Origin of the sequence: Methylobacterium sp. Leaf85 (assembly GCF_001422125.1) — a bacterium.
Classification (GTDB): Bacteria; Pseudomonadota; Alphaproteobacteria; order Rhizobiales; family Beijerinckiaceae; genus Methylobacterium; species Methylobacterium bullatum.
In genome coordinates this window covers 159,847-173,820 of sequence record NZ_LMME01000001.1, presented here as the reverse complement: position 1 = coordinate 173,820, position 13,974 = coordinate 159,847, and the positions used below count along the sequence as shown (strand labels likewise).

The window sequence follows — 13,974 nt, the reverse complement described above, 5'->3', positions numbered from 1 at the left end:
ATCCTGAAGTTTTATAAAATAGAACAAAAGCAAAACAGTGTCTGCTCAAGAATCGGCTTGGGCGGTCTATGCGCACCACCCACAGTCCATTGTTCACGAACCAGTACAACTTATCATAGGATGTCGTAGACTTGCCCTGCGGTGAGACGGAGCGAGAAGGGACGTGGGACGATCGGCCAGATCGACGAAACGGTCACTGACTTCGGCTCGGCCGATATTCATGTGCTGTGCCACACTCTGCTGTGGCCTCGTCTCGAACCCGGCTCAATCGGAAGGAGGCTCGATTTCGGCATTGATCTTCGGCAGCCTCGATGCCGGAGCATCTTCCTTCATCACGGCGGGCACGAAGATCACGTTCGACGGGCGCGATCGGGACGGTTTCGTCATTCTCGCAAGCGGGGGAGCGGGCGCGAGGATCGAGCGTGGTCCCTCGATACGGGGCATCGCCACGAGTCAGACGCGCCTGACGGCGCTCGGAGCAGTGCTCGCCGGATACCAATGGTTCCACGATTGGGGCGTCGTCGCTGCTTTCGCAGGGCCTGAGGGAAGCATCGAGGTGGAGCAGAGTATCCTCGGCACAATGGTGCTGCCCGACCGCTACGGCATCAGACTGCACGGGGAAGTCTGGGCGCGGCCGACAGCGAAATCCCTCCTCACCGCCACCGCGATCCTCGGCTCGACGCGCCAGAGCGCCTGGGGCCGCCTTGCCTGGGGTTACGACGTGCTCGGTGCCTATCTCGGCCCGGAGGCTGCGCTCTACGCGGACGGGACCGGCTATTCCAAGCTCGGGATCGGTGTCCACGCCACCGACTTTCGCATCGGCGACGTGAGCTTCCGCGCCTCGCTCGGCTACCAGACCGAAACCGGTGGCGGGGGAAGCCCCTACGTCACCCTCAGCGTCTGGCAGCCCTGGTGAGATTCAGGACGGGGCGGAACGCATCTCCGCGCCGGCCAGGAAGCGGGCCGCGTCCGTCGTGATCTCCTCCCGTCGCCGCTCGCCCAATCCGTCGAGGGTACGATAGGGCATGGCCATCCTCGGGTTCCCCGCCAGACGATCCGCATTCTCGATGAGGAAGTTCCAGTAAAGGTAGTTGAACGGGCAGGCACTCTCGCCGGACTTGGCAGCGACGTCGTAGGTGCAGCCCCGGCAATAATCCGACATGCGGTTGATGTATGCGCCCGAGGCCGCATACGGTTTCGAGCCCATGACGCCGCCATCCGCCCACAGGACCATGCCGTGGACGTTGGGCAACTCCACCCATTCGTAGGCGTCGGCATAGACGACGAGATACCATTCCTCCACCTGCGCCGGTTCGAGCCCGGCCAGCAGGGCGAAATTGCCCGTCACCATCAGCCGCTGGATGTGATGGGCATAGGCATGGGCCCGCGTATCGGCGACGCATTGCGCGAGGCAGTTCATGCGCGTCTCGCCCGACCAGTAGAACCACGGCAGGTCGCGCTTGGCGGCGAGAGCGTTGGTCTCGGCATAGGCCGGCATCCTGGCCCAGTAGAGTCCCCGGACGTATTCGCGCCATCCGAGGATCTGGCGGATGAAGCCCTCGACGCAGTTGAGCGGCGCCGCCCCTTCGTCATAGGCGCGGGCAGCCGCCCGGCAGACCTCCTCCGCCGTGAGCAGGCCCGCATTGAGCGCCGGTGAGAGAAGAGCATGGTAGAGGAAGGGGGCGCCCGTCTTCATCGCATCCTGGTAATCGCCGAAATGCGGCAGGCACTCGTCCAGGAAATGCTTCAGGGCGGTGAGGGCGTCGGCGCGGGTCACCGGCCAGCGGAATGCGTCGAGATCGCCGAAATGGTCGGCGAAACGGTCCGATACCAGAGCGATGACTTCCGACGTGATCGCGTCGGGCACGAAGTCGGGGCGTTCCGGGGAGCGGTGCCCGCGCGGCAGCTTCTTGCGGTTGTCGTGATCGAAGTTCCACTGGCCGCCCACCGGCTCGCCGTCCTTCATCAGCAGGCCGGTACGCTTCCTCATGCCGCGATAGAACGTCTCCATCCGCAAGGCGTGCCGCCCCTCGGCCCAGCGCGCGAAATCCGCGCGCGGGCAGAGGAAGCGGTTGTCGTCGCGTATGTCCACGGGCACCGGCAGGTCATCGCGCCACCCCTGCATCATCTCCCAGACGCGCCACTCGCCGGGCTCGGTGACGACAATCTTGTCGGGCTCGTGCTGCTCGACCGCTCGCCGGAGTTCGCCGGTGAACGAGCCGGTATTGCCCGGCGCGTCGAGGCGCACGTAGTCGACGGTCACGCCTTCGGCCTCCAGATCGGCCGCGAAATGGCGCATGGCGGCGAACAGGTAGGCGATCTTCTGCTTGTGGTGGCGGACATAGGTGGCCTCCTCCCGCACCTCGACCATGAGCACGACGTCGGATTGCGGGTCGAGATCGGTGAGGGAGGAGACGCGTCGGTGAAGCTGGTCGCCGAGGACGAAGCGGAGGGTGCGCAGCGACGTCACCCCTTCGTCCGCAGCGTCGAGCGGCCGCCATCCGCGCCGATGACCTGCCCGGTGATCCAGCCGGCTTCCGCCGAGACGAGGAAGGCGGCCAGCGCGCCGATATCCTCGGGTGTGCCGAGCCGCTGGAGTGCGTGCATGGACGCGATTCCCGATGCCAGCGTCTCGTTGCCGGTGATGGCAGCGGCGAGCGGCGTGCGCGTCAGCGAGGGCGCGACCACGTTGATCCGGATATGAGGGCTGAGCTCGGCGGCGAGGGACAGTGCGAGTCCTTCCACGGCGCCCTTTGCCATGGCGACGGAGGCGTGGGCCGCAAATCCCTGCGCCACCGCCACGGTGGAGAACAGGACGACGCCCGCCCCCGCCTCGCCCGCCCCCGCCTTGAGCGCCGGCGCCGCGGCCTGGAGGGCCAGGAGAGCGCCAAGCGCGTTGAGCTTGAAATCCATCACCGCGTCGTCGGCGGTCAGCTTCGCCAGCGGCTTCAGGTTGATGGTGCCGACCGCGTAGACGAGCCCGGCCAAGGTGTCGCCCGCCTCCTGCGTGACGATCGCGAAATGGGCGGGGTCCGTGACGTCGCCTGCGGTGAAGGTGGTCTCACCGAGGTCGGCGGCGACTTCCTCGAGCCGCCCGGCATCGCGCGCCGCGAGATGCAGCGGGATCCCGCGCTTGCGCAGGGCCCGCGCCGTGGCCATGCCGATACCGCCGGTTCCGCCGTAGATCACAACCCGATTCATGACCGCTCCCATTCCGTGCCGGATCGGTTAGGTAAGGCGGACGGCGCGACCGTGGAGCCCGCAGGGCACCATCCGTAGAGTCGCACGCCGCGCATCCGCTCCCGGGGTTCTTCATGAAGTTTGCCTTCGCCGGCATCGATTTCCTCGGCGGCGTGTTCGAAGCGCTGGTGGATGCCGGATGGACGCCGATCAAGCTGTTCACCCGGCCCTGCGATGGGCTCTACGACCACAACGAGGCGGTCGTGGCCCAGAGCCGCCGTCACCGCATCCCGATGCAACTCTCGCGGATCAAGCTCGCGGATCTCGACGCCCTGGCGCAGACCCACGGGACGGACTGGGCGCTCGTGGTGGCCGGTTACCCCTGGCTCATCCGGGGCTGGCGCAACCGGGCCGGCTACGCCCTGAACTTCCATCCCTCGCCCCTGCCGGTCGGGCGCGGCCCCTACCCCCTCTTCAAGGCGATCACCGACGCACGCGACAGCTGGGGCGTGACCGCGCATGTGCTGGCCGAGGAGGGGTTCGACACGGGTGACATCCTCGCGCAGGAGACGTTCGCCATGGCGCCGCAGGAGACTCACGAGACCCTGCTCGCCAAATGCCAGATCGCAGCCCGGCGGCTGGCCTCGGGACCGATCGCGCGCGACCTGCCGACTCGCTGGCGGGCGGCCCAGCCCCAGGGCGAAGGCTCCTACTGGCCCCGCGTGACGGATGCGGACAGGACCCTCGATTTCCGCACGGACGTGGAGGCGATTCTGCGGCGCATGCGGGCCTTCGGCACCATCGAGACCATCGTACAGTTGGGCGACAACCGTGTCTTCGTCGCGGCGGCGGAAGGCTGGCGCGAGCCGCACCGCCACTCGCCGGGAACGATCGTCCACCGCTACCGCCGCCACATCGTCGTCGCCGCCCGCGACGGCTTCATCCAGATCACCCGCTGGAGCCCGGTCGCCGTCGCAGATGCCGGGCAACTCGGGCGCTAGGACAAGCCTCCCATGCCGCGCATGCGCAAGAAGGCGGATCTGCCCACCAAGGTCTGCGCCACCTGCGGCAAGCCCTTCGCTTGGCGCAAGAAATGGGAACGGGTGTGGGACGAGGTCCGCTACTGCTCCGACCGCTGCCGGAACGAGGCGAAGCGGCCGGGCAAGGCCTCCTGATCACAAGGCCTCCTGATCAGGCGCGGGCGGCAGCGATCAGGGCGGCCTGCGTATCGATATCGAGGACGACGGCCGCATCCATCTCCAGTTCCACGACATCCGTCCGCGCCGCCAGGATCCGGCCGGCGCCCTGATCCCCGGTGAGCGACGCCAGATCGGACGCGAGGAGCGCGCGATTGAGGAGAACCGGGTTTCCGCGCGATCCGCGATGGACCGGGACGATGGCGGCCGGCGCCGGGTCGGCGGCCAGGAAGGCCTCGACCAGGGACGCGAGGTGGCTGGGCCGGATACGCGGCATGTCCCCGAGCATCACGATGATGCGGGCGGTCTCCGGCAAGGCGTCGAGCCCGCATCGCAGGGAGGTGGACAGGCCCTCGGCATGGGCCGGGTTGTCGACGATCCGCAGGTCGAGGCCCGCCAGCGCCCGCCGGACCGCAGCGCCATGCGAGCCGAGAATCACCGCCACGGGACCGAGATTCGCCGCGATCGCAGTCTCGGCCGCGTGGCGGACGAGCGGCCGGCCATCGAGGAGTGCAAGCATCTTCACGGCCTCACCGAAGCGCGTTCCCCGGCCAGCGGCGAGGAGGACGATGCCGACGGCGTCAGGCATCCTTCGACATGCTTTCTTCCGACGGACCCTGCCGCCCCGATCTCGGCTGAGGCCGGGACACGATCTCCATGAGCAGGCCACCGACGCCGAGCCCGACGATGTCGGCGCGGCTCACCACGAGGCCGGCGAGGAGGCGGTGGAGAACCCAGTCGAACCCATTCTCGGCGGGCGAGCGCGCGCAGCCGGGAGCGCCGATCACCGGAACCTCGCCGCGACGGCCGACGAGGAGCAGGTTGCCGGGATCGACGGGCATGCCGAAATGCTCCACCTCCCCGCCCGCCGCCTCGATGCCGGCGGGGATGACGTCGCGCCGGTCGGCGATGGCCGAGGCGCCGAACACCACGACGAGATCGCATCCGTCGCGGTCGATGGCCTCGCGGATGGCGGTCGCCACCGCACCGGCCTCGTGCGAGACTCGAAGGTCGGAGGCGATCCCGGCCCCGGTCGGCCCGAGCCGGCGTTCCAGGTTGCGCAGGGTCTTGGCGACGGTGGCCTCCTTGAGCCCCGGCAGCAGGGTGGAGACGACACCCACCCGGAAGCGGCGATAGGGCATGACCGTGAGGGGCGCCGGCGTCGCGATCCCGCAGGCGCGGTCGAGGGCGGAGCCGGACACGGCATAGGGAATGATCTTCACCGTCGCCACCATCTCGCCCGGACTCACCGGTCGGAACGGCGGCAGGGTCGCGAGCGTGATGGCCTCGTCCACGGCGTTCACCGCGTCGACGACAGGACGGTCGATCATCAGAATGCCCGCCACCTCCGCTTGGAGGTTGCAGCGCCCGGTGAAGGCGGGGCCGGTGGAAAGACCCGAGCCCGCCACCCGAGCGGCGAGACGGGCGGCGGCCTCGTCCTCGCCGACATCGCCCGTCTCCAGGGTCACCGCCACCACGCTGTCGAGGCCGGCCTCGGCGAGACGACGCGCGTCGTCGCCCTGGATCGGCCGCCCCTTGCGGACGATCACGTCATCGGCCCGCAGGGTATGGGCGGCGATGAGCCCCGCGGCCCGCGTGATCGCGACCGAACCGAACTTCACGCGGGGCCTCCGCCTTTGACGGCACGCGGACCGCCGCCGCGCAGGGCGGACACGATCTGCGCCAGGATGGAGACCGCGATCTCGGCCGGGCTCACGGCGCCGATGTCGAGGCCGATCGGCGCCTCGATCCGCGCGATCTGCTCGGGCGAGAGCCCGGCCTGCGACAGGCGTTCGACCCGCGCGGCGTGGGTCTTCCGCGAGCCGAGGGCGCCCACATAGAAGCACTCGGCCTTCAGGGCCGCGATCAGCGCGGGATCGTCGATCTTCGGATCGTGGGTCAGGGCCGCGACGGCGCAATAGCGGTCGAGGGGCGGAACGGGGCCGGCCAGGGCCTCGTCGGGCCAGAGGGGCAGGAGGGGAACCTCCGGAAAGCGCTCGGGCGTGGCGAAGGCCGTCCGCGGGTCGATGACGCTCACGGACAGGTCGACCGCCGTCGCCATCGGGCAGAGCGCCTGGCTAATATGCACCGCCCCGATCAGGACGAGCCGCACGGCGGGCACCTGCACGGTGAGGAAGAACTGCCGCCCCTCCACCTCGACGAGGCCGCTCTTTCCGGAGGCGAGGCGTCGCGCCAGGATGTCGGCCAGGGGGTCGGCCGGGATCTCTGCCTCGCGGACCACGCGCTGGCTGCCGTCGTCGAGGTCGGTGACGAGCATCGCGGCGCGGCGCGCGGCACGCTCGACGTTGAGGGCATGGAGGGAATCGAGCTTCATGGCGCCGCTTCAGTCGATGCGTTCGACGAAGACGCGGATGCGCCCGCCGCAGGAGAGACCGACCCGCCAGGCGGTCTCGTCGGCGACGCCGAACTCGATCACCCGGGATCGTCCGTCGGCGATGGCGTCCAGCGCTTCCGTGATGACGGCCCCCTCGACGCAGCCGCCCGAGACCGAACCGAGGAAGTTGCCGCCCTCGTCGACGACGAGGTGGCTGCCCACCGGGCGAGGCGCGGAGCCCCAGGTCTCGACCACGGTGGCAAGCGCCACGCCGCGCCCGCTAAGGCGCCACGCCTCGGCCGCGTGGAGGATGTCTGTTTCGGTGGAGAGCATGGGACACTCCGCGCGCTGCGCGTCCAGGGCATGACGGCACTCACGCAACGCCGCCTCGGGGAGATAGGCTCCGGCACCCCCGGTGCAATGCGCAGGCGAGGCCCGTGCCATGCCCGGCCCCCGAAGCGTGCCGACCGGCACACAGGCATCGCCCAATGGATCGCCCCGTGGAAGGACGGCCCATTCGATCGGGCCGCGCCAATTGCGTCAGGCTGCGCTAAGGAGGCTGGATCGGCCTCGTGCCGACCATCCGGGCCTCGCACCATGAGACGCATCTTACCCGCGGCCGCCGCACCGTTCTTCGCCGCGCTGGCCTTCGTCGCATCCGGCGTCGTCGCACAGAGTCCGGCCCAGGCACCGGTCCGGATCGGCCTCTCGCTCCCTCTCACCGGGCCGGATGCCGCCTTCGGACAGGGGCTCCGGGCGGGAGCCGAACAGGCGGTGGCGGATCTCAACCGCGCGGCCGGCCCAAAGGGGCTCAAGCTCGCCCTCGTCGTGGCCGACGATGCCGGCGACGGCAAGCAGGGGCTCGCGGTCGCGCGCAAGTTCATCGCCGATCGGGTCCCCCTCGTCGTCGGGCCGTTCAACGCCACCGTGGCGGCGTCGGTCCTGCCGATCTACGAGGACGCGGGAATCGCCGCCGTGACGCCCGGCATCGCCTGGCCTGCCTTGACCACGCGCGGGGCCTGGAACGTCTTCCGTATCGGCGGCAGTGACGCCGAGCAGGGGCCGATCGCGGCCACTTATCTCCTCGCACGTTTCCGCGGGCGGCGGATCGGCTTCGTTCACGACAAGAGCACGTTCGGGCGCGGATTGGTGGACGACGTCGCCCGCATCCTCAAGGCGAACGGGCAAGCGGAGACCGCGTTCGAGAGTCTCAACCGCGGCGACAAGGACCTGTCGTCCCTCGTCGCCCGTCTCAAACGCGCGCAGGTCGAGGTCATCTACTTCGGCGGCCTGGCGCCCGAAGCCGGCCAGTTGATCCGCTCCCTGCGCGAGGCGGGCCTCGCCATCCCTCTCGTCGGCAGCGACGGGCTGCTGGACAAAGACTTCGTCACGGGGGCCGGCCCCGGCGCCGAGGGGACGGTGATGACCCTCCTGCCGGAGCCGCGGAAGCTGCCCGAATCCAAGGGCGTGGCGGCCAGGCCGAGGACGCCGGAGGCCGACATGGTGGCGGCGCAGGGCTATGCGGCGGTGGAGATCCTCAGACAGGCCGTGGAGCAGGCGAAGTCGAGCGAGGGCCGCAAGGTCGCGGATCTCCTGCACGGCGGTGTGCCGCTCAAGACCGCCATCGGCGAGATCGCGTTCGATGCCAACGGCCAGTCCAAGGCACCCGGCTACGTGCTGCAGGTCTGGAGGAAGACGCCGGACGGCCGCATCGATTACGCCGGCAACGCCGTGACGCCCTGAGGCGAGGGGCCCGCGTATCGCCGCCGGTTCGGGAAGGCCGTACTCGCCACGGATGCGGCTCGATACCAAGCGGCGCCGATCATGACCTATGGTCGTCCTCGGCGCGTTCGGCGAACACCCGCCACCGCGCAGTCGCGCGGGCGGACGGCGATGAGGTCTCCTTGTCGTCGTCCGGCACGAGCCTGCCGAATCGGGCAGTTGAGCCCCCCGCGACACTGTCGAGGGACCAGGACAGCATGTGATTTTCTGTCGACGCGATAGCGTTCCAGGCGGTAAAAGCTTGCTTACGGGACGCGCGAACATTATGTCGTGCCGACGCTCGCCGGTGTTGCGCATCCGATGGGATCGGACCCGCCGCCCGCAGCGTTTTGCCGAACGGCTATGTTTTTGGTGTCCCGGAATGCCCCGTTCTGGCGTTCCGGCTGGAGAGTGTGGATGGCGAAAGAAGAGTTGATGCAGTTCGACGGTCTCGTGATCGAGATCCTGCCGGACGCACGCTACCGCGTGCAGCTCGACCAGGGCCACGAGATCGTGGCCTACACGGCCGGCAAGATGAAGAAGAACCGCATCAAGACTCTGGCCGGCGACCGTGTCACCGTCGAGATGTCCCCCTACGATCTCGAGAAGGGCCGCCTCGTGTTCCGTCACAAGGACGAGCGCTCCTCAGGTCCGCGCCCGCCGATCCGCGGCCAGTTCCGCCGCCGCTGAGCATGGATACCGCCAGTCTCCGTCCCGGCCCGGGATGGAACGGCATGTCTGTCATGACGCTGCCTCGGAACACCTTCGTGGAATGACCCAGCCGTCATGGACCCTGCGATTTCGCTGAACGAGCATTCCTCCGTCATTCCGGCTAGCGCGGCCAGCCGGAGAGCGAGAATGAGGCTGCGACCGAGCCTTGCGGCGGCGGCAAACCTTCTCTGCAGCCTCGACCGACACCGCATGGCGTTGCTTTGGAATCCCGGCCTGACTGCTGTTGAAGCCGTCAGGATCGTCCCCAAGCCGTCAACGCCCCTGAAGCGCTAAGTCGCTTGCCCGAGTCTGTGGAACGTTCGCCATTTCCCGTTCGTCGGCGCGCCGCTCTCTGCTTCAGATCTCACCTGACTTTCGAGAAAATTGGGTCAGCCGGACGCTCCCCATCGAACTGGCATGATGCGCCTTGACCCTCCTGCGTCAATGGCGCAGTCTTGAGTATGGCTGGACCACTTCATACGGTCATTGAGACGGAGGTGTATCTACGCTCCGCCGAAAGAGTCATGACCGAGACCGAGCGGTCCGCGGTCGTGGATTATTTCGCAGCGAATCCACATGCCGGCAACGTGATCCCCGGTGCGGGGGGGCTTCGAAAAGCTCGCATTCCCCTGGCCGGACGCGGCAAACGCGGTGGTGCGAGGGTGATTTCGTATGTGGTGGCAGCGCGCGGCGTCTACCTGCTCATGGCCTATGCGAAGAACGATCAAAGCGATCTGACCCCCGACCAGGCCCGTGCACTCGCTCGGCTGATTGAAACCTTGTTCTGAGGAGACGAACCGATGGACGACGCGACATTCGCGGAATTGACGCGGAGCCTGGAGCAGGCGGCCATGCACGCGCGTGGCGAGACAGTGCCCGATTTGCACGTCCACGTGCCTCGGGAGATCGATGTCGTGGCCATACGCAAGGCGACCGATCTTAGTCAGGACGCCTTCGCGCGCCGGATCGGTGTCGCAGTCGGCACTCTGCGAAACTGGGAACAGCGCAGACGTCGACCCGAGGGGCCAGCCCGTGTGCTTCTGGCGCTCCTTCAGCGCAATCCTCGGCTCGTCGAGGAGACGTTCGGAAAGCCGGCCTGATCCATCCGGGCCGACGTCCTGACAATGCCAAACGTCGCGGATCGCCTACTTCCCGAACCGCTCGAATTTCGGGAAGCTCCGGGTCATCAGCGTGCCGGCCTCGGCCCGGTGGCCCATCCACTTCTCCAGCAGTGCCGCGTTGGCGAGCCGCTCCTGACCGGCGCTGTCGCGCCAGGGCAGGCCCTCGGCCAGGGTGAAGACGTGGGCGTCGGTGAGCGTGCTCTGGCGGCAGCGCTGCAGGCGCACGCCCTTGCCGCGCGACAGTTCCGGCATTTCCGAGAGTGGGAAGACCAGTAGCAACCGGTCTGCGCTGCAGACGGCGACATGATCGCCGCCGCCGGCAGGCACGAGCAGCATGGCCTGGGCCGGCTCGTCGAGCCCCATGATGCCCTTGCCCTTGCGGGTATTGGCCACCAGCGCGTCGGCGGGGGCAAGGAAGCCGCGCCCATCCGAGCCTGCGATCAGGAGCTTGCCGCCCGGCTGATACGGCAGCGCGGCGACGATCTCGGCGCCGTCGTCGAAATCCACCATCAACCGGATCGGATCACCGAAGCCACGCCCGCCCGGAAGCTTCGCCGCTTCGAGGGTGAACACCTTGCCGTTGGAGGCGAGCACGAGAATCTTGGCCGTGGTCTCGCTGAGGAACGAGATCTTGAGGGCGTCGTCGCCCTTGAAGGCGATGCCCGACAGATCGGCGACATGCCCTTTGAGGGCGCGGATCCAGCCCTTGGCCGAGACGATGACGGTGATCGGCTCGCGCTCCACCATGGCGGAAGTGAAGTCGATCCCGGCGGTATCGGGCGGGTTCTCCAGGGTGGTGCGGCGGGCGCCGAGCTTGGTCTCGGGCCCGAAGGCCTTCTTCACGGCGCGGATCTGCTTGGTGATGTCCGACCATTGCATCTTCTCAGAGCCGAGGAGCTCTTCGAGCCCGTCCTTCTCCTTGGTCAGCGTATCGAGTTCGCGCTTGAGCTCCATCTCCTCCAGCTTGCGCAACGAGCGCAGGCGGGTGTCGAGGATGGCGTTCGCCTGGAGTTCGGTGAGTTCGAACCGCTTCATCAGGGACGGTTTCGGTTCGTCCTCCTCGCGGATGATGCGGATCACCTCGTCGAGATCGAGATAGACGATGAGGAGGCCGCCGAGGATTTCGAGGCGGCGCTCGATCTGCGCGAGGCGGTGGCGCGAGCGGCGCTGGAGCACGACGCGGCGATGGTCGAGCCATTCGCGCAGGGCCTCGGCCAGCCCGATCACGCGCGGGACGAGACCGCCCACCAGGACGTTCATGTTGAGGGGGATGCGGGCTTCGAGCTCGGTGAGCCGGAACACCGATTCCATCAGGATCACCGGGTCGACGCTGCGCGAGCGCGGCTCCAAGACGACACGGACGTCCTCCGCCGATTCGTCGCGCACGTCGGCCAGCAGCGGCAGCTTCTTCTCCTGCAGCAGTTCGGCCAGCTTCTCGATGAGCCGGGCCTTGGGAATGCCGTAGGGGATCTCGGTGACGACGATGTTCCAGGTACCGCGCCCGGTATCCTCCTTCGCCCAGCGCGCCCGCACGCGAAAACCGCCACGCCCGGTGCGGTAGGCTTCGGCGATCGACTCGGCACTGTCGATGAGAATGCCGCCGGTGGGGAAATCCGGCCCCTTCACGAAGGTGAGGAGCTGGGCCGAGGTCGCATCGCGATGGCCGATGAGGTAGAGCGCCGCGTCGCAGAGTTCGGCGGCGTTGTGGGGCGGGATCGAGGTGGCCATGCCCACCGCGATGCCCTGGGAGCCGTTGGCGAGCAGGTTCGGGAAGGCCGCCGGCAGGACGATGGGCTCGTCCTTCTCGCCATTGTAGGAGGGCCGGAAATCGACCGTGTCCTCGTCGATCCCGTCGAGCAGGAGGCGGGCGACCTCCGTCAGCCGCGCCTCGGTGTAGCGGTATGCGGCGGGGCCATCGCCGTCGATGTTGCCGAAATTGCCCTGGCCATCCACCAGCGGATAGCGCTGCGCGAAGTCCTGGCTGAGCCGCACCAGCGCATCGTAGATCGCCTGGTCGCCGTGAGGATGGAAATCGCCCATCACGTCGCCGACGATCTTCGCGCATTTCTTGAAGGCGGTGTTCGGGTCGAGCCGGAGCAGCCGCATGCCGTAGAGGATGCGGCGATGGACGGGCTTGAGCCCGTCGCGGGCGTCCGGCAGCGCCCGGTTCATGATGGTGGAGAGCGCATAGGCGAGGTAGCGCTCTTCCAGCGCCGACTTCAGCTCGACGCTCTCGATGCCGTCGGATCCCGATGGCGGATCGAAGGGCTGGCCCATGACGAACTCCCGGGCCGAACATGGCCCAAATCAGAACATAACGCGAACGTGACTTAGGCGCTCTGCGTCCCCAACGCAACGAATCGCGCCCGCTCCGCCGGAGGCGCGATGGCGCGCGGCCCCCAGATGTGCTGGTCGAGGAAATACCCCGTCAAGGTAAACCCATTGGCTACATCCCGCTCGTCGGGCGGCATGAAGCCGGTCCGGCCGCCCTCCCGGTCGAGAAGGAAGCCCGGCAGCGCCAGCAACCTGTCCCGGAAGGGCTCTCCGGCCGAGGCGCTGACCGCCCGCCCGGTCCTCGGCGAGACGTAGATCAGCGCGTCGTTGCCTCCCGTGGCGGCGCAGGCGCTGAGATCGAGCCCGAAGCCGAGCTCGGCCAGGATCGCGAGTTCGAACCGCACCATCAGGAGCGGCGCGATCACCCGGTCGTCGAGATGGGCGACGAGGATGCGGGCCGCCTCGTAGACGGCGGGATGGGGATCGCGCTCGGGCAGGAGGCGCAGGAGCGCGGCCATGTGGGTCACGCCGTAAAGGGCGAGGCCGGAGCCCATGAGCCGCGCGGCGGCGGATTCGAGGGGCTCCACCGCGAAGGCCCCCAGGCTCTCGTCGAGGCGCGCCCGCCAGGTCAGCCGGACGTGGTTGCCGGTCTGCAGCACCGGCTGCATCCGCCGCGAGCGCCCGCCATGGACGAGGCCGAGATGGCGGCCGTGGTCCAGGGTCATCACTTCGAGGACGACGCCGGTCTCGCCTTGCCTGCGCAGCCCCAGCACCACGCCGTCGTCGGTCCATTGCATGCCCCCTCCTTAGAGCGCGGACCGTGCGTTGGAAACGGGCCGGTCCGTCCACCCGAGGGCGTGGATTGCATCGTCACCGGAATTCCCGCAGGGCGTGTTCGACGCTATGCCTCGTGCTCCCCTGGTTCGAGATTCGACGACCATGACCGTCTTACCGCGCGCCCGCACGGACCGTGCAATCTCCCGCCGTGCTGGCGGCGCATGGCTTGGCCTCGTCGCCGTCGCGCTCACCGGGTGCGGGCGGCCCGATCCGGCGCCCGCGCCCGGCGCGACCTTCACCATGCGCGAGCGGGTGGCCGCCCTGGCCCTGCGCCAGAGCGGTTTCGGCTCGATCTCGGTGATCCCGGTCCGGTTCGAGCACAGCCGCATCGCCGGACCGTTCGAGGATGACGGCCGCACCCTCTATTGCGTGTCCGCCCGGATGATGGGCCGCCGCTTCCTCAAGGGCGAGAAGGCCAAGGCCGTCATCCGCGAGGAGGCCGGCAAGCTCAGCATCCTCGAAGATGCCGAGGAGGTCTGCGAGGGCCACAAGACGGAGCCGTTCAAGGAGCTGGAGGCGCTGGGGAACAGATAAGGATGTATGTTTCCGGCAATGGCTG

16 protein-coding genes are annotated in these 13,974 nt (G+C 68.3%); 8 read left to right on the top strand and 8 right to left on the bottom strand.

All coding sequences use genetic code 11. From position 1 onward, the window contains the following. Window positions 1–220 precede the first annotated feature (220 nt). Window positions 221–916, top strand: a complete 696-nt coding sequence (gene bcsS, locus ASF08_RS00775; RefSeq protein ID WP_244474412.1) for a cellulose biosynthesis protein BcsS — start codon at window positions 221–223, stop codon at window positions 914–916. 3 nt (window positions 917–919) lie between these two features. Here the strand turns inward: bcsS and ASF08_RS00770 are convergent, their stop codons facing one another. Further along, complete coding sequence (locus tag ASF08_RS00770; RefSeq protein ID WP_200931804.1) at window positions 920–2,470, bottom strand: cryptochrome/photolyase family protein; 1,551 nt, start codon at window positions 2,468–2,470, stop codon at window positions 920–922. Continuing rightward, window positions 2,467–3,201 carry an SDR family NAD(P)-dependent oxidoreductase gene (locus ASF08_RS00765; RefSeq protein WP_056140761.1) on the bottom strand — a complete coding sequence of 245 codons (735 nt, stop codon included), beginning with the start codon at window positions 3,199–3,201 and terminating at the stop codon, window positions 2,467–2,469. The genes ASF08_RS00770 and ASF08_RS00765 overlap by 4 nt, the downstream gene beginning before the upstream one ends. A 113-nt stretch (window positions 3,202–3,314) precedes the next feature. Between ASF08_RS00765 and ASF08_RS00760 the strand changes: the two genes are divergently transcribed. Together ASF08_RS00760 and ASF08_RS23595 are read left to right on the top strand one after the other, a co-directional pair. After that, entirely contained in the window at window positions 3,315–4,181 is an 867-nt protein-coding gene (locus ASF08_RS00760) for a formyltransferase family protein (RefSeq protein ID WP_056140061.1), read from the top strand. 12 nt (window positions 4,182–4,193) lie between these two features. Beyond that, the gene (locus ASF08_RS23595; protein WP_187273466.1) at window positions 4,194–4,355 is read left to right on the top strand and encodes a DUF2256 domain-containing protein; all 162 of its coding nucleotides are present in this window, start codon (window positions 4,194–4,196) and stop codon (window positions 4,353–4,355) included. Between the two features lie 16 nt (window positions 4,356–4,371). On the opposite strand, the gene ASF08_RS00755 is transcribed toward ASF08_RS23595, so the two are convergent. The 4 genes from ASF08_RS00755 to ASF08_RS00740 are packed head-to-tail and all read right to left on the bottom strand — an operon-like array spanning window position 4,372 to window position 7,044. Then, the gene (locus ASF08_RS00755) at window positions 4,372–4,965 is read right to left on the bottom strand and encodes a nucleotidyltransferase family protein (RefSeq protein ID WP_056140056.1); all 594 of its coding nucleotides are present in this window, start codon (window positions 4,963–4,965) and stop codon (window positions 4,372–4,374) included. Beyond that, window positions 4,958–5,998, bottom strand: a complete 1,041-nt coding sequence (locus tag ASF08_RS00750) for a molybdopterin-binding protein (protein WP_056140053.1) — start codon at window positions 5,996–5,998, stop codon at window positions 4,958–4,960. Before ASF08_RS00750 ends, ASF08_RS00755 begins: the two co-directional genes overlap by 8 nt. Next, a complete protein-coding gene (locus ASF08_RS00745) occupies window positions 5,995–6,711 on the bottom strand; it encodes an XdhC family protein (RefSeq protein WP_056140050.1) in 717 nt (238 codons plus the stop codon). Before ASF08_RS00745 ends, ASF08_RS00750 begins: the two co-directional genes overlap by 4 nt. A gap of 9 nt (window positions 6,712–6,720) precedes the next feature. Continuing rightward, window positions 6,721–7,044 carry an XdhC family protein gene (locus tag ASF08_RS00740; protein WP_056140047.1) on the bottom strand — a complete coding sequence of 108 codons (324 nt, stop codon included), beginning with the start codon at window positions 7,042–7,044 and terminating at the stop codon, window positions 6,721–6,723. Window positions 7,045–7,308: 264 nt separating this feature from the next. Here ASF08_RS00740 and ASF08_RS00735 point away from each other — a divergent pair, with 264 nt between their 5' ends. The 4 genes from ASF08_RS00735 (at window position 7,309) to ASF08_RS00720 (ending at window position 10,283) form a co-directional block, all read left to right on the top strand. Continuing rightward, window positions 7,309–8,454, top strand: a complete 1,146-nt coding sequence (locus ASF08_RS00735; RefSeq protein WP_056140044.1) for a branched-chain amino acid ABC transporter substrate-binding protein — start codon at window positions 7,309–7,311, stop codon at window positions 8,452–8,454. Window positions 8,455–8,889: 435 nt separating this feature from the next. After that, on the top strand, window positions 8,890–9,162 hold the full coding sequence (infA, locus tag ASF08_RS00730; RefSeq protein WP_018045296.1) for a translation initiation factor IF-1: 273 nt from the start codon (window positions 8,890–8,892) through the stop codon (window positions 9,160–9,162). A 545-nt stretch (window positions 9,163–9,707) separates the two neighbouring features. Next, window positions 9,708–9,971: a type II toxin-antitoxin system RelE/ParE family toxin gene (locus ASF08_RS00725; protein ID WP_238254030.1), complete on the top strand. Its 264-nt coding sequence runs from the start codon at window positions 9,708–9,710 to the stop codon at window positions 9,969–9,971. Between the two features lie 12 nt (window positions 9,972–9,983). Further along, window positions 9,984–10,283, top strand: coding sequence for a helix-turn-helix domain-containing protein (locus ASF08_RS00720; protein WP_056140036.1), 300 nt, complete (start codon window positions 9,984–9,986; stop codon window positions 10,281–10,283). A gap of 45 nt (window positions 10,284–10,328) precedes the next feature. On the opposite strand, the gene parC is transcribed toward ASF08_RS00720, so the two are convergent. Both parC and recO read right to left on the bottom strand, forming a co-directional pair. Then, window positions 10,329–12,581, bottom strand: coding sequence for a DNA topoisomerase IV subunit A (gene parC / locus ASF08_RS00715; RefSeq protein ID WP_056140034.1), 2,253 nt, complete (start codon window positions 12,579–12,581; stop codon window positions 10,329–10,331). A 53-nt stretch (window positions 12,582–12,634) separates the two neighbouring features. Further along, on the bottom strand, window positions 12,635–13,375 hold the full coding sequence (recO, locus tag ASF08_RS00710) for a DNA repair protein RecO (protein ID WP_018045299.1): 741 nt from the start codon (window positions 13,373–13,375) through the stop codon (window positions 12,635–12,637). Window positions 13,376–13,517: 142 nt separating this feature from the next. Here recO and ASF08_RS00705 point away from each other — a divergent pair, with 142 nt between their 5' ends. Further along, a complete protein-coding gene (locus ASF08_RS00705) occupies window positions 13,518–13,949 on the top strand; it encodes a hypothetical protein (protein ID WP_056140031.1) in 432 nt (143 codons plus the stop codon). Window positions 13,950–13,974: the final 25 nt, after the last annotated feature.